Origin of the sequence: Sphingobium sp. SJ10-10, assembly GCF_036038995.2 — a bacterium.
Classification (GTDB): Bacteria; Pseudomonadota; Alphaproteobacteria; order Sphingomonadales; family Sphingomonadaceae; genus Sphingobium.
Genome location: NZ_CP158133.1, coordinates 191,342 through 215,217 on the forward strand (window position 1 = coordinate 191,342; position 23,876 = coordinate 215,217).

Genomic DNA, 23,876 nt, shown 5'->3' on the forward strand with positions numbered 1-23,876 from the left:
ATGCCCATGACGCCGATCAACCCGCCCGGTTTCGCCAAACCCATGGCGCCCTATTCATCGGGCACGATGGCCGATGGCATCGTCTATGTCTCCGGCATGCTCGCGGTGAATGAGGACGGCTCGACGGCCTGTGTCGGCGACGTCACCGGCCAGACCCGCCATGTGCTGGAATCCGTCCGCAGGACGATCGAGGCGGCTGCCGGCACCATGGCCGACGTCACCTTCAACCATGTGTTCGTCAGCGACCTTGCCAATTACGCGGCCGTGAACGCCGTCTACGCCGAATATTTCCCGGGAGACAAACCGGCGCGCTTCTGCATTCGCTGCGACCTCGTGAAGCCTGAGTTTCTCGTCGAAATCGCGAGTGTGGCGCATGTCGGATCCCGTTGATCTGCCGTTCACCCAATCGGAGATCGACGGACTGGCTGTGCGATGTTTCGGCGCATCCGACGCGCCTGCGGTCCTCTTGTCCGCCGGATTGGGCGGCGCCGGCGCCTATTGGCATCCCCAGATCGAGGCACTGGCGCGCGACCATTGCGTGATCCTGTACGATCATCGCGGCACGGGGAACAGTTCGCGCGCACCGCTGCCCTCGCCCTATGATGCGACCTATCTGGCCACCGACATCCGCCTGATCCTCGACGGACTTGGCCTGTCGCAGGCTCATATCGTCGGCCATGCGGCGGGCGGCATCGCGGGACTGGAATTCATAAGGCTGTGGCCGGATCGTGCGGCCAGCCTCACGATCGTCAACGGCTGGGCGAAGGCGGATCCGCATTTCGAACGCTGCTTCGACATCCGCCTCGCAATCCATGCGGCCGGAGGCGCGGATGCCTATTCCAAGGCGCAGCCCCTGTTCCTCTACCCCGCCACCTGGATCAGCGAGCATCTGGCTGAACTCGATGAAGAGCGTATCGCTCACGCCCCCGGCTTTCAGGATGAAGCCACGCTGAAAGCGCGCATCGCTGCGCTCCGCGCCTTCGACGCACGCGCTATGCTGACCGACATCACCGTGCCGACGCTCATCATCACCAGCGAGGACGACATGCTCGTCCCATCCACCGCGTCGCGGACTTTGGCCGATGGCATCGCGTCGGCACAGGTCGCGCGCCTGCCATGGGGGGGACATGCCGTGAACGTCACCGATCCCGGCCGCTTCAATGCCATTCTCATCGGCTTTCTCGACGAACATCGCCACAACAAAGCACAAAGGGCTTCCTAAATGGAAATTGGTGTCTTCCTTCCCATCGGCAACAACGGCTGGCTGATTTCCGAAAACGCGCCCCAATACATGCCGTCGTTCGATCTGAACAAAGAGATCGCGCTCAAGGCCGAGCAATATGGCCTCGACTTCATCCTGACGATGATCAAGCTGCGAGGATTCGGCGGGAAGACCGAGTTCTGGGAGCATAATCTCGAAAGCTTCACGCTCATGGCGGGTCTGGCCGCCGTCACCAGCAAGATCAAAATCTATGCGACGGCAGCGACGCTGACCCTGCCCCCCGCAATGGTCGCGCGCATGGCCGCGACGATCGATTCCATCAGCCATGGCCGCTTCGGCGTCAATCTCGTCACGGGCTGGCAAAAGGCCGAATATGACCAGATGGGGCTCTGGCCGGGCGAGGAGCATTTCGTCAGGCGCTACGACATGCTGTCCGAATATGCTCAGATCCTGCGCGATCTGTGGGAGACCGGCGTATCGAACCTCAAGGGCGACTACTTCGAGATGAACGATTGCCGGGTCAGCCCACGCCCGCAAAGCGATATGAAGATCATCTGTGCCGGGTCATCGGACGAGGGTCTCGCCTTCTCGGCGCAATATGCCGACTATTCCTTCTGCTTCGGCAAGGGCGTGAACACGCCGACCGCCTTTCGATCCGTGAACGAACGTCTTGAGGCGGCCACCACAAAAACGGGTCGCAAAGTCGATACCTTCGTGTTGATGATGGTAATCGCGGACGAAACGGACGAAGCCGCGGAGGCCAAATGGCAAAGCTATCGCAATGGGGTGGACCAGGAGGCCATCGCCTGGCTTTCGAACCAGAGTGCAGCCAACAACATCTCAAGTACCACCAACACCCGCCAGATGAGCGAGGCAACGTCAGCAGTGAATATCAACATGGGCACGTTGGTCGGATCCTATGAGAAAATCGCGCGCATGCTCGACGAAATTGCCGAAGTGCCGGGAACGGGCGGCGTTCTGCTGACCTTCGACGATTTTGTGGCTGGGGTGGAAAATTTCGGGACGCGAATCCAACCCCTGATGATAAGCCGGAAGGCACTAAATCCGACAGGCTCAAGTTAAGGCGAGAAGGTTGTCTGACCCCTCAATCGAAATATCTGATTGATCACCTGTCGCCTTCGTCCTGATATTCAACTCCGCGCAATGATGGTGAGGAGATTATGATGTCGAGGACGACAGCCCGCCGGCTGGATTGTGGACGGCGGGAGACCAACAAGCTGACCGGGGCTCACCAGAAAATCGGTCCACCATTTTCGACAGCGGTGAAGATGCGTGCCATTTCTGGTTGAGAAAGACGCACGAAATTCCGGCATACGGTTTATAGGTTTTCTACCTGTCGCAGATGGTCGATCACTGCACGCATGCCCGGCGAGACCGTTCGACGACTGGGATAGTAGAGGTAGTCGGCCGAGATCTCGCAAGCCCAATCCTGAAGCACTTCGACAAATTCGCCTGCGGCGATTCGGTCTGCAACCGCGTCGCGATGCACATAGGCCAAACCCAACCCATACGCGGCCGCGCGCACCGCCATATCCATATCATTGAGGATAAGGTTGGGCTCGATCGCAACGGTGATCGTGTGGCCTTCGTTGCTGAGGCGCCATGGAGCAAGCACTCCGGTGGTCACAAGACGATATCCGATGCAGCTATGTCCATCCAAATCCTCCGGCTTTTGTGGCGGTGAATTGGTTTCGAGGTATGATCGCGCGGCTATAATCGCTGTGCGGTAGTCGTTGCTGATACGAACAGCAATCATGTCCTTTGCCAGCAATTTCCCGGTCCGGACCCCGATGTCACAACCCGTGGCGACGATATCGCTCAGGCCGTCGTCGACCACGATTTCCAGTTTGAGATCCGGATACCGCTCTTTGAGGCTCCTCAGCTTGGGCAAAATGAGCATGAGCAGCGCGTTGCGATGCGCGTTGATCCGTACCGTACCGACAATCCTGTCGCGTCGGCCGGCGAGTTCCTCCAGGCCGCTATCGATTTCCTCGAACGCCGGCCTGAGTCTGCGCAGGAGGTCTGCTCCGGCTTCTGTCAACGAAATGCTGCGCGTTGTTCGGCGTAGCAACGGCACCCCGATCTTCGACTCAAGCTTTCGCAAGGAATGGCTGAGCGCCGATGAGGAGATGTTGAGTTTCGCGGCCGCGCTGCGGAATCCGCCCTCCTCCACGATGACGGCAAAGGCCATCAGGTTCGGCAAATCCTCACGGTCCATTCCTGAATCTCACTCATCCATTTATCTCATATGAGTGATCGTACCACGTAATTTGAGCGTTATGTGGTCATTTCACAATGAGCGATAGAGCTAATCAGAACAACGCCTTGCAAGCAGTTTCGCGCCTGAGGCTTGGGAGACCTCTTACAGTCCGACCTGCCGTCGATCCGGTCGTCCGACCATGAATATGTCAGCCTTGATCCCCAATTCCTGAATTTTGTTCATCATCGTGTACCATAAAAGCTATCTTATCACGCAATTGGAGGCAGCGTATCTATGCGAGATCATCTTAAAAACGAGAAGGACTGAGCAATGAAGCGTTGGATCGTGAAGGCAGGCACTACCTCTCTAGAGGGACTGACCGAGCAGGAAGCTGCGCGTCCCGAACCCGGGCGGGGAGAGGTCAGGATCAAGGTCCATGCCGTATCCCTTAATGCAAGGGATCAGTTGCTCATCAGCGGCGCATATGGTGTGCCAAATGGCGACTTCATAGCAATTGCCGACGGAGCAGGCGAAATCGACGCTTTGGGTTCTGGGGTGGACGGCTGGTCGATTGGTGACAGAGTGACCGGCCTCTACTTTCGCGACTGGCACGACGGCCCTCCCGCGCAGGACCAAGGATGGGGTCTGGGCTCCGACGGTCAGGACGGGATGCTTGCCGAATATGTCATCCTCAAGGCGGATCGGATTGCCGCGATGCCCAAATCGCTCTCGTTCGAGGAGGCCGCCTGCCTTCCTTGCGCTGCGCTGACAGCCTGGACTGCGCTCAACGGCGATCGCCCCTACAGGCGGCCGATCGGTGCTGCCGACAAAGTGCTGGTAACCGGCACGGGCGCCGTCTCGCTATTCGCCCTGCTGTTCGCGAAAGCGAGGGGCGCTGCAGTCGTCGCCACCACCAGCCAGGAAGAAAAGGGTCGGCAGGTACTCGAGCTCGGCGCCTTGGATACGGTGAACTACAAGCAGATCCCAAATTGGGGCGAGATCGCAGCAGAGCGCACCGGCGGATTTGACCGCGTGGTGAACGCCGCCGGAAGTGCAGCAATAGACCAGTCGATCGCGGCCATCGCGCCCGGCGGAGACATTGCGCTCATGGGCCTCTACGACCATGCCGCCACACCGCCGAACTTCGTAGGGCTGATGATGAAAGGCGGCTCAATTCGGGGAACCGCCGTGGGCAGCGCGATGGCCTTTGCCGACATGGCCGCATTCATCGACGAGCATGGCATCAAACCGCCGATCGCGCGCATCTTCGAAATGGCCGAAACGAAGGCGGCATATCAATTCGCCGCGTCCGGCGAACCGTTTGGAAAGGTCGTAATCAGGGTAGCGGGATAGCCGGGACGGGTTCAGGCTTGCTGCGCGCATGCACGGCTCGAGGATCATTGCCCGCAACCGGGATCGGTTGGCCCAAGCATTGCCGCTCTTAAGGCTGCATCATGCGCGAGATCGGATGCGACGGAATACCGTTCATCCTGACGGAGTTTGCAAGTCGAAGATTCCCACGCCCGCCCCGCGCTCTGCGTCATAAATCTTCGTTGCAGAGCAGCAAAACCTTCTGAAAATCCCCCACGTCCAATTTACGATCAATAAAACCAATAAACCGCAGGCAGGGACGTATCCAAAATGGGGGATCGTTATGCATCAAAGCTCTAGAACCTCTTATCCGATCGGCAATATAAGCGATAGGGTCGATCGCCGCCGGACTGGCTTTTGCCCTTCGCGACCATTGGCGTTTGCCGCGTCAATGGTCGCGATCATTGCCGCGACCGTGCCGGTTGCGTCGATTGCGCAGGTCGCTCCAGATAGTGAAGCCAAACAAGCACAGGTGGCTAATGCGGGCGACATCGTCGTTACTGGCTCCCGCATCCGCCTCCCGAATCTTAAATCACTCGAGCCGACTGTCACGATCGGACAGCAATATATCCTGGAACGGAACACTACGAACATAGCCGATACAATCAATGAAAGCCCGGCTTTCCGGGCCAGTGTCGCGCCAACTGCGGCACAGAACTATTTCGGCTCCAACGTCAATTTCGTGAACGCACTTGGCCTTGGATCCAACCGGACCCTGACTTTGGTGAACGGGCGCCGTTTCGTAACGTCCAACGTGCCAGCCGTTGCCAATGGTGGTTCCCAGGGCGCGCAGGTTGACCTCAATGTCATCAATCCACTCCTGATCAGCAGCGTCGATGTCGTGTCGATCGGTGGGGCGCCGATCTATGGCTCGGATGCGATCGCCGGCACGGTCAACCTCATTTTGCGTGACCGCGTCGATGATTTGACCGTGTCGGCGACCACCGGCGCCACCCAATATGGCGATGGTTTCCGCTACGCGATCAGCGGGTTGGGTGGACACAGCTTCGCCGACGGTCGCGCAAATATCACAGTTGCTTTCTCGCACGATCAGCAGGATGGCGTTCTCTACAATGACCGGTCGTTTCTGGCGGCCAATGTGGCAGCCGTCACCAACCCGTCCGCCGCGCAAGCCAGCGCCCTTGGCCGCCCTGCTGGCATAACTGCAGCGAATGACGGCCGCATCAACACGGCGATTGGCTTCAACAATTCGGCCACTGATGGTTTTCCCGGCACCATCCTCATCGCCAACCGGACGCTGCCCTTCTTGACATCGGGGGGCGTGATCACGACCGCGAACGGCAACCCGGCGGCCGCCCGCAATTATCAATTCGATTCGAGCGGCAACCTTGTCCCGTTCAACCGCGGCATCGCCTTCCCTGGCACCGATGCGAGCGGCGGCGATGGTTTCAGGACATCCGACTATGCCCAACTGATGGGGAATGTGAAGCGCGACATCGCCAATGCCTTCTTTCATTTCGATGCCTCGGACGCGCTGAAGCTGTTTGCCGAAACCGAATATTACCACGCGGAATCGAACGTCCTCACCCGCCAGCCGACTTTCAACGGCAGCCTGTTCAGTGGCAAGGGTGCCGCGCTGGTCTTTCCCTCCACCAGCCCCTTCCTCACATCCCAGGCGAAAGCTCAGCTCGCCAGCCTCGGCGTCAGGAGCTTTGCGGTTTCACGCGCCAATTCAAACCTCGCTTCGCTGGCGCCCTCGTCGGAGACGAACTTGTATCGGATCGTGCTTGGTGCGCGGGGCGACTTCGAGGTCGGGGACCGCAAGTTCAACTATGAGATCACCGGCAACTATGGTCACAACAAGATTGTCGATTCCGGTCAGGACATCAACGTCCAGAGGCTCGTCAACGGCGTCAACGTGACCACCAACGCATCGGGTCAGATCGTCTGCAACAGCAACGTCACTGCTGCCAACAGCGCGCTGCCTGGCTTCGCGCCTGTGGCGGACCCGGCCTGCGTGCCTGTAAATCTGCTGGGTAGCGGTGTGCTAAGCCAGGCAGCGCGTGATTATGTCATCCAGGACGTCAGCACGACGACGATCCTGACCCAGAAGGTGTTCGACGCCAATATCGGCGGCAGCCCCTTTGCGCTATTCGGCAACGACGTCGGCTTCAACCTCGGCTACGAGCATCGCGAGGAGCATGCCTCCTTCATGCCCGACAGTTTCCTGCAGCAAGGCTTGGGCCAACGCGCGGCGGTCAAACCGCTTTCGGGCGGATACAAGATCAACGAGTTGTTTGGCGAAGTGCTGCTGCCGTTGGTGACCGAGGATAACAATATCCCATTCATTCATCGCTTCGAGCTGTTTGGCCGCGGCCGCTATGTTCACAACACCGTGAATGGCGGTTTTTTCGCCTGGTCCGCCGGTGGCACGTTCGCGCCGATCAAGGACGTCAGCTTCCGCGGCAACTACACCCGGTCGTTCCGTTCGCCGTCGATCCTCGAACTCTATTTGCCAACGTCGACCTCGTTCGCGACCGTCCCTGATCTCTGTTCGCCGGCCAACAGGAACGGGGGACCAGCGCCCGCAATCCGCGCAGCCAACTGCGCCGCTTTCCTGGCGGTGTTCCCGAACGCGACGCCTTTGGACGCCGCATCCACGACGGTATCACAGCTATCGGGCGGCAATCCGCGATTGGAAAATGAGGTGGCGCGTAGCTACACTTTTGGTGTCGTGGTCCAGCCGCGCTTCATCCGTGGCCTGTCGATCACCGCGGACTATCTGCACATCAACCTGTCGAGCCCGATTGCGAGCCTGACAGTCGCGCAGATCGCGTCGGCCTGCTTCGACAATGCGGATTTCGACACCGCCAATCCCGCAAACGGCAATGCCTTCTGCTCCCTCATTCGACGCTTTCCGACCGGCAGCGCCGGAACCTCTGCGAACGGCGGCAGCATCGCCGGACAGGTCGTCAACGATCCGAGCAACCCTGGCGTCACCAGCGGCTTCGTGAACGGCAACCGCATCCTCTTCTCGGGTATGCAAGGGTCGCTCAACTACACGACCGAGCTCGATGGGATCGGATTGCCGGGACGTTTCGACGTCAGCGTCGATGCGCTCTACGTTCGTCGTCGCCTGGTCGACATAACCGGTGTTGCGCCGCTGCGCACCGACGGCACTTATGGCGCCTATGCCGCATTCGGCAACAACGAACCCCAGGGAGACCCGAAGTTCAGCGGTCAGATGGTCCTGCGCTATGTCGGCAAGATGGTCGGATCGGCTACGACGATCAACTATGTCGGCCGACAGCGCGCTACCCGCGCGGTATCGTCTCCAGACCTGTTCCAGTTCGAGCACGCCAATGCCTACGCCACGGTCAACCAGTCAATCTGGTTCGACGTCCAGTCCCGCTTCCGCCTGACCTTTTCGGTGACCAATCTCTTCAACCGGATAGGCCAGAAATATAATGATTATTACATCCCTGCGCTATTGAGCGATCCGCTCGGGCGTCGTTTCGCAGCGAGCGCGCAGATGAAATTTTAAGCGGCGCCATCCGGTTTCGGGAACCTCTCGTGCCGGGAGACGCGAGACGCCGTGGTCCCCGCAAAGGATCACGGCGTCTTATTGCCTGCAGTTCCGGTCATTGCCAATCGGCACCGGCATCAACGGTTGTTTGACGTTAAAGGTCGAGCGTCGAATGGATATATTGTTCAAGCAGGCGAACGCCAAAGCCGGTGGCACCGGCTGGATATAGACCGCCAGCCTTTTCCGCCCATACCTGGCCTGTGACGTCGAGATGAGCCCAAGTCACACCCTCCTTGACGAACCTGGCGAGGAATTGTGCCGCCGTCACAGGACCAGCTTCAGGCGGGCCAAGATTCTTCATGTCGGCGATCTCGGAATCGATCATACGGTCATAGACCTCGCCCATCGGCAAGCGCAGCAGCTTCTCATCGACCGCCAGACCGGCACTGGCCAGCGCATGAGCGAGGTCATCGTCATTACTGAAAAGGCCTGCATATTCGCGGCCGACACAGGCTATGAGATCGCCGGTCAGAGTGGCCATATCAATGATGACTGCCGGTCCGAACTCGCGCTGCGCCCAGTGGAGCAAATCGGCGAGCACCAGCCGCCCTTCGGCATCAGTATTGATCACCTCGATCGTCCTGCCGGCCATACTGGTGACGACGTCACCTGGGCGCTGTGCATTGCCGTCCGGCATGTTCTCGACGAGGCCGCAGACACCCACGACGTTGCACGGCACACCTTCCAGGGCGAGCGCGCGCATGGTCCCCACAACGGCAGCGGCGCCAGCCATATCCCATTTCATCTGCTCCACATAAGGCGATTTCTTGAGCGTAATGCCGCCGGCATCGAAGGTTACGCCTTTGCCGACAAGGACGATCGGTGTCTCGTTGGCATCACCGGCACCGTTCCAGCGCATGGTGAGGATCTGCGCTTCGCGGGGTGAGCCCTGACTGACACCGAGCAAGGCGCCCATTCCCAGTTCACACATCTTGTCTTCTCCGAACGCCTCAACCACGAGACCTGTCGGCGCGTCCCGCCGGACCCGTTCGACGAAGGATTGGGGAAAGACGATGTTGGGCGGTTCCGACACGAGATCACGTGCATAGAACACGCCCTGGGCGACCGCATCCAGCCTAGCGAAAAGCGACGCTGCACCGTCAGCTCCGGAGAGGAGGACTTCCTCGAGCCGGAGCGACGCGGTGCCGGTCGGCTGCTTACGATAATGATCGAATGCATAGCTGCGCAGCACCGCGCCATGGGCGAGATGCGCAGCGGCTTGCTCGATCGACAGCAGCGAGGGAGACAAGCCCTCCATGTCGATGTGGGCGCGAATCGCGACCGCCCGCAAATGTGCCGCGATCGCGCCGCCCGCCTTCTCGAACACGCAAGCATCTGCCTTCTCAACCGGCCCGAGGCCGCACAGGACAAGCCGATCCTCTTTCAAGCCGTGGGGCACCAGAAGCTCGATGGTGGCTCCGACAGCGCCCTCGAATCGAGCAGCCGTGATGGCCCGTCGAATCAGACCGTCGAGATCGGAGTCGAGGGTGCCGCCGCTTCCGATCAGTTCACCGCCAGCCGCAGCGAAGACGATTCTAGTGTCCGTTGCGGATTCCGATGGTTTGCAAAAACGGATCTTCACAGCCATTGCATCGCGTCCAATAAGTGCCCTTGGTGAATTGCGGAGGTGCGCCTGCGATGGCAGTCCTGCACGCGCTGCCGATCAGTCTTCGTTCGAGCCTATGCGGGGTTGCCAGCCGCCCGGTCGGCGCGCAAGGACCAGATGGTACCAGGCGATAGCGACCAACATCACGATACCAAGTGCGATCAGGCTCGGCCGTCCCGCATCACGGTCGGAGAGGTTGGCGAAGGCAATCGCGCCTGCCAGCACGAGGCCAAGCACAGGCGCAACAGGATGCAACGGAATGCGCCAATAACCGTGACCGCCGGTCAGACCCTTGTAGCGGCCGACGAGCACCGAGATGCATACCAGGCTCCACCCGTAGACGAGAATGCCCGTCATAAAGATCAGCAGCGTGCGGGAGTCCAGGAAGCAAGCGAGCGCTGAATAGACGGCGATTGCGAGAGTGGCATTGCGCGGAACACCTGAGGGACCATCGACGCTAGCCAGCCAACGGTTGGTGCCCGTGTTGAACAGCTTGTCTCGGCCAAGGCTGAAATAGAGGCGGGAATAAGCCATAACCTGGACGATCAGTGCATTGAAGATGGCCAGCACCACACCGATGTTGAGCGCGGTACCGGCCCAGATGCCCAACTTCTCGATGGCGAACATCGCGATCGGCGCAGGACTGCCGAGCACTCCGGGTAGATCGTTCGCGCCGATCGAGATGGCGATCACGGGAAATGCCGTTGCGCAGGCTCCGATCAGCCCCGCCATGATAATGATTGGACCCATCCGGCGATGTGGCCGCTCGAGTTCCTCGCCGAAATAGATGGCCTGCTGTCCGCCGGCGGCCGCGTAGAAGGCGCTGACGGCGCCCAGCGCGAGCGCGGAGGCTGCCGGTGCGATCAATCCACCTGCCGTCATCGTCAGCGGGTGGGTGATCGTCTCTGTGAAATTCCGCGCCGGAGACAGAAAGCCGGCGCCGATCAGCACGACGATCACGGCCGCTTCCACGGCGAGTATTGTTCCGGTGACGATCGCACCCCAACGTACGGCAAGCAGCGCGATGGCGGTCGCCGACAATAGCGCCCCGCCCGTCAGGACGGACAACGGGATCATGGGCAGCAATTCGTGGGCGTAAGCCGCGAAGATCTTTGCCTCAAAGGCGTTACCTGGCCCCGCAAATACCGCCCAGAGCGCAAGCACCACCACGCCGGCCCAACTGCCTAGAATTGATCCGACACCCACATAATCGCCGCCCGCATAAGGAAAGGCCGCGCCAAATTCCGCATAGACAAGGACGAATAGTGCCGTCGCCGCGATACCGAGCAGGAACAGCGGCCCCGCTGCTGTGCCCGCCTGCCGGAGCACCTCAGACCCGGCGCCATATACCGACAGGACCGGCGACAGGCAGGATAAGGTAAGCATCAGCACGCCGAAGGAGGAAAGGTGCCGCTGCAGTCCCTCGCCCGATCGGGGCGGCGTTGCCGCAGCGCTCCCGGTTGCGTCTGCAGATATCGAGAGCGGGTTCGATTGGTCACTCAGCACTGGGCGGTATTTCTTTCTTCTGACACAAGAACTGTGGCGATGGGCAGCCGCGGCACCAACTCCCCGCCCCGTTTTGCCGGGACTGAATCAGAGCGTAATATGCAGGCAACCGATAAAATGATTGTTTTGGTGCGCGTACACGGAATATTTTCCAGACCCCATCTGGAAAAGCGATTAAATTCTCGATCGCTTGCCTGCAACATGGAAGGCCGACACGAGCCCCCGCGCGCTCGAAATGATATACAGGGACCATAGATGAAATTGATGGCTAATATCCGGATCGCCGTCACCACGTCCTTGCAGGTTATGCGGATACTGTCCGGATCGCTTCTTCTCGTGACGCCTGCCATGTCGCAGACGCCAAAGCCAGCCGACGCGATCGACACTCTTTTCGCGTCCGTGGCCGAGAGCCCAGGTTGCGTTGTGGGCGTCGAAGATGGCGACCGTTCACACCTGGTGCGAGCCTATGGATGGGCCGATCTCGAGCGGCGCGTGAAGATCGCTCCCGAGACGATATTTGAGGCAGGGTCAGTCAGCAAGCAGTTCACCGCCGCCGCGATCCTTCTGCTCGTTCAGGACGGCCGTATCGCGCTCACCGACGACATCCGGAAATATTTGCCGGAGCTGCCGGCTTATGGACGGCCGATAACGATCGACCATCTGCTGACCCATAGCAGTGGCCTTCGCGACTGGGGCGATGTGGCTGAAATGGCGGGTTGGCCACGGGGCGATCGGGTCTACAGTTCGGCGGAGGCACTTCGCATCGCGGGACTGCAGCGCGAGCTCAATCATCAACCGGGGGGCGACTGGTCCTACACCAATACCGGCTATACCCTTTTAACGATCGTCCTCCAGCGCGTCAGCGGACAAAGCATGCAGGCTTTCTCGCAACAACGGATATTCGGTCCGTTGGGAATGAAGGATACGCAATGGCGCGACGACTTCCGGCGGGTCGTTGTTCGACGCGCAGTTGCCTACCGCTCGCTTGGCGCCTCCTATGAGCTGCAGATGCCGGCCGAAAATGCCATCGGTCATGGAGGCCTGCTTACCACGATCGGTGATCTGCTGATCTGGGATAGAGCCTTGGCCAGCGGCGCTCTCGGCCGACAGGTTACCGATGCATTGCAACGGCCGGCGAAGCTGAACGATGGCCGCACCCTTGCCTATGCGCGCGGGCTGATGGTCAGCCGGTTTCACGGCTACAAGGAGGTCGCCCATTCGGGCGCCACCGCCGGTTATCGGGCATGGCTGGCGCGCTATCCCGATACGGGCCTTTCGGTGGCGCTGCTGTGCAACAATGGGGATGACGGCGTCGTCACCTTGGGGCGTGCCATTGCCGCGCTCTATCTGCCGGAAAAATCGTCCGAGCCGGTCGCGTCGCCACAGCCGCCCATTGAGCTGGCGGGCTGGTACAGGAACCTGGCTAACGCCGAGCCGCTGCACCTTTCTATCAAGAACGACGTGCTACGCGGCGACGGCGGAGAGACGCTCGAGCGCATGCCCGACGGCAGCCTGCGGTTCAACGGCGAGCCCGCGAAGGTCGGAGCCGGCGGCAGGCTCACCGTGCTGGGCTTAGGCGGACAGTTTGTTACTTTTATCCGTGCACCGATGCAGTGGTTTCCAGGAAAAATATTGGCGGCGGCGAAGGGTCACTTTCATTCGAACGAAGCCTCGGCAACCGTTGAAATCGCCGCAGTCGACGGAAAGCTGCGCGTGACAGCACAGGATCGCCCCGGCCTAGCTGTCGACTTCGCACCGGCTTATGAAAACGCCTTCGTAAACCGTCGCCGCGTCATCCGATTGCTGGTCGATAAGGCAGGACGTGTAACGGGACTGATCATGTCGGCCGATCGAGTATGGCGTCTCCCATTCCGACGCGTGCCTTGAGGATAAGCGGATGAGGAACGCTGCAGCTCTCGACAAAGCCGTTCGCGCTCTGACTGATGGAGCGGGTGGTCTTGGCGGCGCTGTCGCCGTTCTGGACCATGGCGAGACGATTGTCCGACACAGTTGGGGCTATGCCAACGCAGAACGGCGCATCCCATTCGCGCCAACGACGTTGTTCCGGATCTGCTCGATCACAAAGCAGTTCACCTGTGCGCTGCTCCTCGACACGATCGGCCATCCAACCGAGCTAGATGGCGATATTCCTTCGCTTCTGCCGAACCTGCGGCAAGCGCCGCCGCAGACGCTGCACCTTTGCCACAACCAGTCCGGATTGCGTGACTATTGGGCTGTCGCGATGCTGCAGGGTGCCTCCATAGACGGCGTGTTTGGCCCTGCGGAGGCGGAACGACAGTTTCGCGCGACGCGGACGCTCCAGTTCGAACCGGGCACCCGCTATTCCTATGCCAATCAGAATTTCACACTTCTTGGCCAGATGATTGAGCACCGCGCCAATCGCGATTTCGCATCACTATTGGCTGAAAGGATCTTTGAAAAGGTGGGCATGGCTACCGCCTTCGTCGCCGCGGACACGCGCGCTATGCCTGACGGAACTGAGGGCTATGAAGGTTCAGCCGTGACCGGCTATATTCCCGCGATCAACCGGATCAGATGGGTAGCCGATGCCGGGCTGGGCGCCAGTCTCGACGACATGATCGCCTGGGAACGGTTCATCGATGGGACAAACGACCAGCCCGACAGCCTGTACAAACGCCTTTCCGGCCCAGTCCAGTTCCGCAACGGCAGCAGAGCGGCCTATGGTTTCGGCCTTAGTCATGGCACTGCATTCGGCCGCACCTACACAGGGCATGGTGGCGCTTTGCGAGGCTGGCGCAGCTTCCGCATGTATGTGCCCTCTGAACGCATCTCCGTGGTCGTGCTGTTTAACCATATGGGCAATGCCCGCGCCGCCGCTCTCGATCTATTCGCAGCGCTGGTCGACGGGCGCGAAGCGGATTTCCGGACGGCGGCACCGGCATTGATCGGCGATTATATCGAGCCCGAGACCAAGCTTCTCACGCGTATTGCCGACAAGGGCAACGGCACAATCTCGATACAGTTCGATGAGGATGCCGACATGCTGTTCGGTGCTGCGGACGGCAGCGCCTCTGGCGGTGAAGTTGCGCTTCGACCGACGTCCGAGGGTCTTCGGATGGATCGCCCGCGCGAAGGCCAGAGCAGCATCATCTCGCCCCTGGGCGGTGTCGCGAAACGCGATATCGCGGGACGATATCGCTGCGAAGAATTTGATGCGACACTATTGGTTGCCGATGCGGGTGGCCGCTTTTATGGTGCATTCTCTGGCCCTTTCGGCGACGGCCGCATGGAGGCGATGACGGCCATCGGTTCAGACGTGTGGACGTTGGCCTGTCCGCGCGCCCTGGATCAGCCGCCTCCTGGTGATTGGACGATCATCTTCGATCGCGGCAGTGACGACCGGCCCAGGGGCATGACCCTCGGATGTCAGATCGCCCGGCAACTGTGGTTCGAGCGGCTCTCCTAGGCGGACCCATCCGCCTGCCGATCGATCAATCCGAGAGCCCTTACGGCTCGACAGCTCTGCAGGCTCTGCTTTACCGGCGACAACCGCTCGACAATTTTTGTCGCCATTACGAACAAAACTTCCGGCCCGCCGGGATTACTGGCCGGAAACAGCGGAGCGACGGCGTATCGGCAGAGGTTGCGAAGAATTATCCCGCTAGCCGCCTGGAAATTGGCCAAAAATGTAATTTATGCGGCATTTTCCTCTGGACTGGGGTCGTTGCGCAACTAAGCTTTGTTCCTCATTGCCGGAGTTTAGAGGGGGAAGATTGCATGCCGTCATCCGATGGTCGCCAAAAGCTGGACATGCTCGACAAGAAAATCCTTGGGGTGCTCTATCGTGAAGGCCGGATCACCAAACTCAAAATGAGCGAGGAAGTCGGTCTCTCCGCTACGCGCTGCTGGGAAAGAATGCAGCTACTAGAGAAGGCTGGCATCATCAGAGGATATCATGCAGACATAGATTTAAGGCGCCTTGCCAAGCTTTCGACGTTTCAGGTTCAGGTAAAGCTCTCGGATACGTCTCCTGCAAAGGCACGTCAGTTCGAGCAGCTTATCCGCGAGGTCGACCAGATCACTACATGCCAAGCGGTGCTGGGCGATGTCGATTATCTGATGACCGTGGTGGCACCCGACGTCGAAAGCTTCCAGGCGATCATGGATAGCATTTCGGAGGTGCATGGCGTCCGGTTCCAGTTTGTAACCTATCCCATCTCCAAGGTCATAAAGCTTCCCCATTCGGTATCGTTTCTTGATATGATCACGCAATCCGACGAAGGCTGAAGAATGCTATTGCTGAAAAGGTGCTGCGACAACCGCACCCTTGTTCCTTCCGCTCTTGGCGATGCAAATATTCCTATGGTCGGGGTTGCCGACATCGGTCGACGGCAGCACGAAGTTTGCTCCCGCCGCTTTTCATTTTGGCGTGAACGCCCAATCCATCTTTGTTGATTTCAGCCTCGCCGTACCCGGTCTTAATTTCCTGCCTTGGCACCGCGAACCGTCAAAAGTGCCTGTGGATGGTGTCGACCGAACGACGCCTCACGCACCGCTATGATTTCTTCGATCCGAGCCAGCAGGCTTTTGGCCTTGCCGCCGGGCAAGACATTGATCTCGATCGTCACATCCTGGCGATCCGCTCCAAGGTTGGCAGCGATCGATAGCGGTCTGATCCCTTGCCGAGCGAGAAGGTCGAGTATGCGCAACAGTACCTGCATACAAGGATCTGCTTTGACCCTCAACACAGCGATGCGGTCGCGCGGGATCTTGACAGGACGCTGGGCGGTAAAAGCGTCGGATGGCGTGCCAGTAGCATTCTTCGGCATCGATATCACTCATCATTCGGAGATCGAATGTCGATGCCGATGCGGTCACGGCAATACATGTCACTCGATCCGGTAACTCTTGAGAAGCATGAGGGCTCTCCGATCCCAGACGGCCGGAGCGCCGAAACTAAGTCGCGTTGCGGCAAAGGACGAAAGCAGCGTTTGCGAAATGCGCGCGGCATTCATGGAACACCTGCCATAAGGCTCGCGGTTTGGACATTTATCCGTTGCCCTTCTCACGACAAATTTGTGGCGGCATATTCCATCTTTGTCTGGCCGCTTTCCGGGCAATTGGGAAACGTCGGTTCACCGGCAGAAGCGAGTTGATCCCTTAGACCTTTGCCAGTGCGGAGTTCAGGTCGTCCATCAGATCGGCTGGATCTTCCACGCCGCAGGAATAGCGGATGAGTCCTTCAGGGATACCGAGTTCCGCTCGCTGCTCCGCCGTACATTCGACATGGCTTGTGGTCGCGGGCGGTCCAGCCAATGTATTGACCGATCCGAGGCTTGCGGCACGATGCACGAGCTTCAGGCCATCGAGGACACGCTTCACGGCATTGAAGTCGCCGTTGACCGCAAAGCTGAGCACGCCGCCGAAGCCGGCCATCTGCCGGGCCGCGACGGCATGACCGGGATGATCCTCAAGGCCAGGATAGAATACCTGCGTAACGGCGGGGTGCTCGCGCAGCATATGTGAGATGCTAAAGGCCGTCTGGTTTTGCCGTTTGACACGCAAGCTCAGCGTCTTCAGTCCACGTAGCAACATATAGGCCGGGAAGGCCGCCAGTGTGGCTCCTGTAATCTCCCGATACTCGAACACGCGCCGTACGAGGTCGGCGCGGCCGATCAGCGCACCGCCGAGCGCATCGTCATGCCCGCCGAGGAACTTGGTCGCGCTATGCACGACAAGATCGGCACCAAGGTGCAGCGGACGCTGATTGATCGGCGTAGAGAAGGTGTTGTCCACGATAGTGATCGCGCCAGCTTTCCGGGCTGTCGCTGTAGCCCGCGCGAGATCAAGGATCTTGAGGGTGGGGTTTGTCGGCGTTTCAAGATAAACGAGATCGCACCCCGCAGCGATTGCCGCATCCAGCGCGTCAGCGTCGCTCGTTTCCACCAGGGTGACATCGATTCCCATGCCCGGCAGAAAATCGAGGAACAACTTGCTCGTTCCGCCATAGCTATCCCGGATAGAAACCACGCGCTGGCCAGGCCGCAGTAGAGCGAACAGGCTGTTCGATATCGCCGCCATGCCGCTCGAAAAGCTGGTCGCGGCTTCCCCACCTTCCAGGAGACGCATCTTCTCCTCGAAGACATGCACCGTGGGGTTGGTGTTCCGGCTGTAAATATGGCCGTCCGATCGATGAAGCGCCGCATCCATCCAGCTATCTTCATCGGGATAGGCGAAAGGCGCGCTCTGCACAATCGGCACTTGCGCAGCGCCGAATGCCAGCGGCGTTTCCTCGCCGCCCCAGACCGCGATCGTCGCGGAATCCATATCCGAAAGGTGCATGTGCTCACAATCTCCTGTCCTGTCTTGACGGAGATCATAGTCGGCAAAATCGGAGGATTTTTCCGTTCTCTCTATATTTGACGAGAGCTAATCCAGCAGTTCGCCGTCAGTGCATCGGTATGTGCGATCTCGTTGAGAACGTTCATCTGCGCGGCCTTATGCTCGAACCTCGCCTCGCTCCCGAGCAAAGGCGACGACACGCTCTTTTAGGGAGGGCTTCGGACGCCCTGCCAAATCAATCCTCTCTGCGCGATCACGACCGCGCTTTCGAACTTCGAGTGTCGGCTCTCGCGGGGCTGCGAGGGGCCGTCGGACGCAAAGAAACAAACGCGTCTGTCAATCGGCGCCGAAACAGGGCTCCGACACGATTTTGATGACGGAGCTTATGTTTAGATCGGCACTCGACCAGGGTGATTAAAGAACGCCCCGGCACACGACCAAGCCATGGGTCGACTCAGCCTGCAATTCGATAACGGATCGGCAGTTCCTTCACGCCTCCGACGAAACGGGAGATTGTGCGCGTAGGCGACCCACGGAGCTCAAGGGAAGCGACGTGCTCGAAAAACTCTTCGAAGAAAATGCGCATTTCCATCTTCGCGAGATGCTGCCCTAAACATACGTGTGCGCCATAACCGAATGCCAGATGCGAATTAGGCTTGCGGTCAGGGCGAAACTCGAACGGAGCTTCGAAGATATCTTCGTCGCGATTGGCGGAGGGATAGGAAAGGAAGAGCCAGTCACCGGCCCGTATTTTTTGGCCACGCAGGATATAGTCCTGCGTGGCGGTGCGCATGAAGTGGATCACCGGACTGGTCCAGCGAATTGCCTCATCAACGAGACCAGGAATAAGTCGACGATCATTCTTCACGGCTGCAAAAACATCAGGTCGTTCGGCAAGCGCCCATACCGCGCCTGCGGTGGATGAAGAGGTCGTATCATGGCCAGCGGTGAGAATCGTGATGTAATAGCTCGCGGCATCCCAATGCGAGATCGGCTCGCCATTGATCGTGCTGTTGGCAATGATCGATGCAACGTCCCCTGTAGGATTGGCTCGCCGGCTTTCGGTCAGAGCATCGAAAAAGTCCTTCAAAGCGATCGCTGCATCATAGGACATGGCGCGGCCTGTCTTTTCAGCAGCGGAGTCGCTAAAATCTGGATCCTGGGGACTGAAGAATTCCTGGGTCATCCGCAGCATGCGATCTTCATCAGTACGCGGCAAGCCGAGCAACTCGAGGATCACGCGGAGCGGATACCGAAGCGCCACATCTTCGACGAACTCGCAGTTTTCGCCGTGAGCAATCATCTGCGCAATGCCCTCTCGGGCGATGGCGCGAATCTGATCATCGAGACCCTTGATCCCCTTAGGCGCAAAGTCCGCGAAGGTCAGACGCCGGAAGATTCCATGTTCTGGCGCATCCATCGACACGAGAGCATTGACGGCCGAGGGCGAGTCTTCGGGTCTCGGCGCGCTCAACATCCTGTCGGTTTCCTGGTTCAGCAACACCTTACGGACACGGGTATTGCGGAAAAGATCGGGCTGACGACCAATTTCCTGGATGTCGGCATGCTTCGTGACCACCCAAAAAGGATCATGATCTTCGACCTTGGCGACACCCAAGGGCATCTCCCTTCGAAGCCATGCCAAATCTTCATGGATCTGCGACCATTGACCATAGGCGACCGGACTCGCCACGTTCGCTGCGATGGACGCTGGTATCAGCGGCACGCCGACAATGTCTTGGGATTGCGTGGCCATTCTTAACTCCTTTAGCTGTCCCATGCCGTCATGCTGCGATTCGCCGGACAATTGTTTTGGTGTTGGTATATTCCAGCAATCCTTCGACGCCGCCCTCGACGCCAATGCCGGACTGCTTGTGGCCTCCAAAGGGCTGTCCGGGCCGTAGATACTGAATGTCGTTGATCCAGACCGTCCCACATTCCAGTCGCCCAGCGATGTTGTCCGCCAAATCGAGGTTCTTGGTCCAGATCGAGGCCGCAAGACCGAATTCACTGTCGTTCGCGCGCGCAATAACCTCTTCAATGTCGCTAAAGCGCTGCAGGGGAACAATGGGTCCAAAGGGTTCTTCACGCACGATACGACTACCGTCAGGCGGGTTATCGACGATGATCGGTGGAATGAAGAACCCGGGGCGGACCGGCCATGCAGGTGCTATCAGAACGTGTCCGTGCGACCGGCTGTCTGCGATCAACTGATTGACCCGTTCATACTGTAGGCGGTTTTGGATCGGACCCATCTGGACGCCGGCTTCCGCCCCATCACCTAAACGGATCGTGCTCGCAAACGCCGCCAATTCATCGCGAAACCGATCATAGATCGAATGATGGACAAGGATCCGCTTGGCCGCGATACAAATTTGTCCACTGTTGCGAAAAGCTGCCCAGAATATTTTAGGCACCGTTTCGGCGATATCGACATCGCCAAGGACGATGGCGGGGTCATTCCCACCAAGTTCTAGCGTCAGCCGTTTCAAGGTAGGTGCCGCACCAGCCATAACGCGGCGACCGGTGGCGGTCGAGCCCGTGAAACTGATCTTGTCGATATCGGGATGCGCACTAAGCCAAGGCCCGAGTTGATCGCCCCCCGTTACAATATTGAAGACGCCAGGCGGCAGAATGCCGCGGACGATCTCTCCAATGCGCAGCATGACCAGCGGGGTGAACGGTGAGGGCTTCAGGACGACGGTATTACCTGCCACGAGCGCTGGCGCAACCTTCCACAAAGCGAGGATGACAGGAAAATTCCAAGGCGCTATGGCCGCCACAACACCAAGCGGGACATGATGGACCTCAACGCGCCGCTCCGGCGTCTCCTCCAGAACCGTCACCGGCGGCGAGAAGCGCGCGATCGCCTTCATAAAGGTGACGGCATTCATGATCTCAGCCCGGGCGAGATCAAGCGGTCGGCCTTGTTCCGCCGTGAAAAGTGCCGCGAGACTTTCGACCTCGGCGGCGACCGCATCGGCGAAAGCAGTGACGAGAGCCTGCCGCTCCGGAATCGAGTGATCGCGCCATTCGGGAAAGGCCGCCTTTGCTGCCGCGACGGCTGCATTGAGGTCATTTCGAGTCGCGTTGGGGATTTCCGCAATGACAGCCTCGGTAGCGGGATTGATGACTGACAGAAGGCTACCGTCTTCAGCGGCTTTCGCCTCACCGTTGATGAGCATGCGATATGTGCTCATGGCTGGTCATCCATCAACAAGACGGGTTTCACCGCACGGCCTGTCGCCTGGTCCTCGACCGCACGAGTGATATCCTCAAACGCATAGGTCGTGATCAGTCGATTTATCGGGAATTGACCCTTCCGGAACAGCTCAACCATTTCTGGAATGAACGTTTGTGGGTCGCTGTCTCCTTCGCAAATCCCCCGCACCCCGATTCCGCGGCCGATCATGGTGAGCATATTGACCGAAACGGCTGCGGTAGGGTCCGTCGGAACACCCATGAGGCCCAGAATTCCGCGCCGCGCCAGACAGGCTAGTACATCGTCGACAACCGCACCGCGTGCGGTTGTGTCAAGTGCGAAGGCGACACCGCCAGGCGAAATCGCTTGAACCCGCTCCGCGAGTTTCTCGGACAGTGGATCCACGACATGCGTCGCGCCAAGTTCAAGTGCAAGTTGTCGCCGAGCCGCATGTGGCTCACTCAAGATGATGACACGACACTTGCGAACCGCCGCTGCCATGATCGCCGCAAGTGCATAGGTGGTCTGCGCGCCGTTCACGTCGATGGAAATTGTCTCGCGCAGAGCGGCCACTTTTCGTGCCACCTCGGTCGCGCTGGCTGTCAGCCGGTATCCGGTCGCTCCCGCGCCGTCGATCCACAGGGCGTAAAGCGCGTCGCCAAGCTGCGCGAGCTTATAATAGCCCTCGCCGGGTTTCAGCGTCGCCTGCATCTCGGCCAGCGTCAGCCCCTGGGGACTAACGGCCCGATATTGCGGATAGGCCGCCAGCGCCGCCAGCGTATTCGCCTGGTCGGCGGCGAGTTGGTCGATGTCCGCCTGCGCCTGCATGACGTCCGGCAGCAACGCCTTCTGCCCCTCCGCCGCCTGCCGCAACTGCGCCAGCGCGATCCGCCCACGCTCGATGTCGCGCGATAGGGAGACGGACTGGCGGAACAGCCGCGCAGCCTCGCCATTGCCGGCGGACAGTTCGCGGCTCAACTGTTCCAACGTGTCGGCCGCGCCAGGCCGCAGCAGCATCTGGGACGCCGCGAACAGATCGGCCGTCAGGTCCGGTCGATTGGGAATTTCCCGCGCCAATAGGTTGAAATAAGGCTGAAGCTGGTTTGCCATCCCGGTCAGCGTCGCGCGATTTTCCATGGTCGAGGCCATGATGCCGCGATAGATTTTCAGCGCGTCCTCATTGCGCCCGCGCCGGACGAGGAAAGCGCCCAGCCGCGCCCGCGCCCCGTTCAACGCCACCGTTTCGGGATATTGCACGCCCAGCAGCACCAGCGCCTGATTCAGATTGCTCTCGGCCTGCCCGAAATCCCCCTGCGCCTCATAGGTGAGGGCGATCTCGCCCAGCAATTGGGCGCGCAGACGGGTGATGGACGTGACCCGCCCGTCGCGGATCGCGACCGCGCTCGCCAGCGCCTGGGACAGTATGTCCCGCGCTGGTCCCGGCTGCCCCGACAGCCGCAGGATCGTTCCCCGCAACTGCTGCGCCTGCGCGTCGATGATCGCTGCCCGCTCGGCTGGGGCAAGTCTCGTATCCTGCCGCACGCCCAGAGCGCGGGCCGGTGACGCCGCGCTGCTCATTTCGGCGGCGACCTCAGGCGGCAGGAACAGCGCGCCGTCCCCGCCGGTCGCCGCGCCCGTGTCACCGCCCAAGGGACGATCCAGCATCTCCAGCGCCCCGCTCAGATCCTGCCGGTTGATATGATGCATCGCTTCGAAATTGCGGCGAAGGCGGAGCTGCACCGGATCGGCGGTCGCGATCCCTCGCGCCTGGGCGAAAGCCGCATCTGCCTGATCGAACAGCCCCAGATTGGAGAGCTGCAGGCCACGATTGACCAGATATTCATGCGCCCGCCCAGCCCGCTCCGCCGGCGTCAGCTTTGCAACGTCCGGATCGCGCGCCAGCCGGTCGGTCAGGCTGTCGAAAAATTCCGCCGCTTCGGCATAATTGCCCGAAGCATTGCGCCGATAGCCCTCGGCCAGCACGGTTTGCGGGTCCAGCGTCGCGGCCTGCAACCGCGCAAAGCCCGCCTCGTTAGTGCCGACCGTCGCGATGTCGACCTTGCCCGGCACCGTTCGCCCCAACATGACGGACCGCAATCCCAGGTCGAGCGCGCTCGCATAAGCCGCATAGCCCTGCGTAACGTAGATCGTCTTGCCGCGCTCGACGGTCAGGATGCGATAGGCGCCGATCGCGCCGGTACAGTTGCGCATGACCGCCGTGCCAATGTCGGGCAGGCTGACGCCCCCCGGCACGCCGCATTCGACCGCCGTCTTGCGCGAAGCCGCCAACCGTTCCAGCAAAGCCGCATCCCGATCGCCGGAACCGCGCCGCAACGCATAGATCTGCCCGACCGGACGCGCCGCATCCCGGCATACCAGCGTCCAGGCGCGATCGAACATGGTGCGCGCGGTGGGATCTCCGCTCGCGCTCTGCGCCTGACACAGGGCGCCGCCCTCGCTGCCGATGCGAAAACTGTCCCGGAGCAGCGGGCGGTCATCCACACCCTGCGCATGCGCCACGACGGACAGACTCAAGACGCCCCAACCGCCGAGCCCGAAAACCAACTTCCCCAAAGCGTTCAAAGGCTTATCCCCCAAAGCTTGCCGGATTTTTCCGTGCAAAGCTTCCCCTTAGCCATAACCCGGCGCAGTCATAACGCCGCCCGATGGTGCGCCGCAAGGCGAAAGGCGCGGATCACGGATTCCCGAAGCCTTCGCTCCCCAATCGAGTGAGGCAAGGAAGCTACAGTTGAGTAAGATTCAATCTCTTTCACGCAATTTTCATTGCATCGGGCCAAAGACATGATCTAGATTAGCCTTGAGTGAAATCGACCGATAAGACAAGATCAACGTCAACTTATCCAAATAAATATAATA

16 protein-coding genes are annotated in these 23,876 nt (G+C 59.9%); 8 read left to right on the top strand and 8 right to left on the bottom strand.

Features of this window, described 5'->3' with window-relative positions:
* The 3 genes from rutC to rutA are packed head-to-tail and all read left to right on the top strand — an operon-like array spanning position 1 to position 2,305.
* Complete coding sequence (rutC, locus tag VVT58_RS16620; RefSeq protein ID WP_327754549.1) at positions 1–390, top strand: pyrimidine utilization protein C; 390 nt, start codon at positions 1–3, stop codon at positions 388–390.
* Positions 374–1,222 carry a pyrimidine utilization protein D gene (gene rutD / locus VVT58_RS16625; protein WP_327754550.1) on the top strand — a complete coding sequence of 283 codons (849 nt, stop codon included), beginning with the start codon at positions 374–376 and terminating at the stop codon, positions 1,220–1,222. Before rutC ends, rutD begins: the two co-directional genes overlap by 17 nt.
* Positions 1,223–2,305, top strand: a complete 1,083-nt coding sequence (gene rutA / locus VVT58_RS16630; protein ID WP_327754551.1) for a pyrimidine utilization protein A — start codon at positions 1,223–1,225, stop codon at positions 2,303–2,305.
* A gap of 256 nt (positions 2,306–2,561) precedes the next feature.
* On the opposite strand, the gene VVT58_RS16635 is transcribed toward rutA, so the two are convergent.
* A complete protein-coding gene (locus tag VVT58_RS16635; protein WP_327754552.1) occupies positions 2,562–3,461 on the bottom strand; it encodes a LysR family transcriptional regulator in 900 nt (299 codons plus the stop codon).
* A 312-nt stretch (positions 3,462–3,773) separates the two neighbouring features.
* Here VVT58_RS16635 and VVT58_RS16640 point away from each other — a divergent pair, with 312 nt between their 5' ends.
* Entirely contained in the window at positions 3,774–4,796 is a 1,023-nt protein-coding gene (locus VVT58_RS16640; protein ID WP_327754553.1) for an NAD(P)-dependent alcohol dehydrogenase, read from the top strand.
* A gap of 409 nt (positions 4,797–5,205) precedes the next feature.
* Entirely contained in the window at positions 5,206–8,319 is a 3,114-nt protein-coding gene (locus tag VVT58_RS16645; RefSeq protein ID WP_327754554.1) for a TonB-dependent receptor domain-containing protein, read from the top strand.
* 136 nt (positions 8,320–8,455) lie between these two features.
* On the opposite strand, the gene VVT58_RS16650 is transcribed toward VVT58_RS16645, so the two are convergent.
* A complete protein-coding gene (locus tag VVT58_RS16650; protein ID WP_327754555.1) occupies positions 8,456–9,949 on the bottom strand; it encodes a leucyl aminopeptidase in 1,494 nt (497 codons plus the stop codon).
* Between the two features lie 75 nt (positions 9,950–10,024).
* Positions 10,025–11,353 (bottom strand): APC family permease, encoded by a 1,329-nt coding sequence (locus tag VVT58_RS16655; protein ID WP_327754556.1) that lies wholly within the window; start codon positions 11,351–11,353, stop codon positions 10,025–10,027.
* Positions 11,354–11,728: 375 nt separating this feature from the next.
* On the opposite strand from VVT58_RS16655, the gene VVT58_RS16660 reads away from it, so the two are divergent.
* Genes VVT58_RS16660 through VVT58_RS16670 form a run of 3 tightly spaced genes read left to right on the top strand, consistent with a single transcriptional unit; the run spans position 11,729 to position 15,742 of the window.
* On the top strand, positions 11,729–13,360 hold the full coding sequence (locus tag VVT58_RS16660; protein ID WP_327754557.1) for a serine hydrolase domain-containing protein: 1,632 nt from the start codon (positions 11,729–11,731) through the stop codon (positions 13,358–13,360).
* A 10-nt stretch (positions 13,361–13,370) separates the two neighbouring features.
* A complete protein-coding gene (locus VVT58_RS16665; RefSeq protein ID WP_327754558.1) occupies positions 13,371–14,921 on the top strand; it encodes a D-aminopeptidase in 1,551 nt (516 codons plus the stop codon).
* Positions 14,879–15,742 carry an Lrp/AsnC family transcriptional regulator gene (locus VVT58_RS16670; RefSeq protein ID WP_327754559.1) on the top strand — a complete coding sequence of 288 codons (864 nt, stop codon included), beginning with the start codon at positions 14,879–14,881 and terminating at the stop codon, positions 15,740–15,742. Before VVT58_RS16665 ends, VVT58_RS16670 begins: the two co-directional genes overlap by 43 nt.
* Before the next feature lie 191 nt (positions 15,743–15,933).
* Here the strand turns inward: VVT58_RS16670 and VVT58_RS16675 are convergent, their stop codons facing one another.
* The 5 genes from VVT58_RS16675 to VVT58_RS16695 all read right to left on the bottom strand — a co-directional run bounded on the left by VVT58_RS16675 (position 15,934) and on the right by VVT58_RS16695 (position 23,534).
* Entirely contained in the window at positions 15,934–16,284 is a 351-nt protein-coding gene (locus VVT58_RS16675; protein WP_327754560.1) for a hypothetical protein, read from the bottom strand.
* A 331-nt stretch (positions 16,285–16,615) separates the two neighbouring features.
* Positions 16,616–17,797: a cystathionine gamma-synthase family protein gene (locus VVT58_RS16680; protein WP_327754561.1), complete on the bottom strand. Its 1,182-nt coding sequence runs from the start codon at positions 17,795–17,797 to the stop codon at positions 16,616–16,618.
* Between the two features lie 454 nt (positions 17,798–18,251).
* Positions 18,252–19,553 (bottom strand): cytochrome P450, encoded by a 1,302-nt coding sequence (locus tag VVT58_RS16685; protein WP_327754562.1) that lies wholly within the window; start codon positions 19,551–19,553, stop codon positions 18,252–18,254.
* Positions 19,554–19,581: 28 nt separating this feature from the next.
* Positions 19,582–20,997 carry an aldehyde dehydrogenase family protein gene (locus tag VVT58_RS16690; protein ID WP_327754563.1) on the bottom strand — a complete coding sequence of 472 codons (1,416 nt, stop codon included), beginning with the start codon at positions 20,995–20,997 and terminating at the stop codon, positions 19,582–19,584.
* Positions 20,994–23,534, bottom strand: a complete 2,541-nt coding sequence (locus tag VVT58_RS16695; RefSeq protein ID WP_327754564.1) for a zinc-binding dehydrogenase — start codon at positions 23,532–23,534, stop codon at positions 20,994–20,996. The genes VVT58_RS16690 and VVT58_RS16695 overlap by 4 nt, the downstream gene beginning before the upstream one ends.
* Positions 23,535–23,876: the final 342 nt, after the last annotated feature.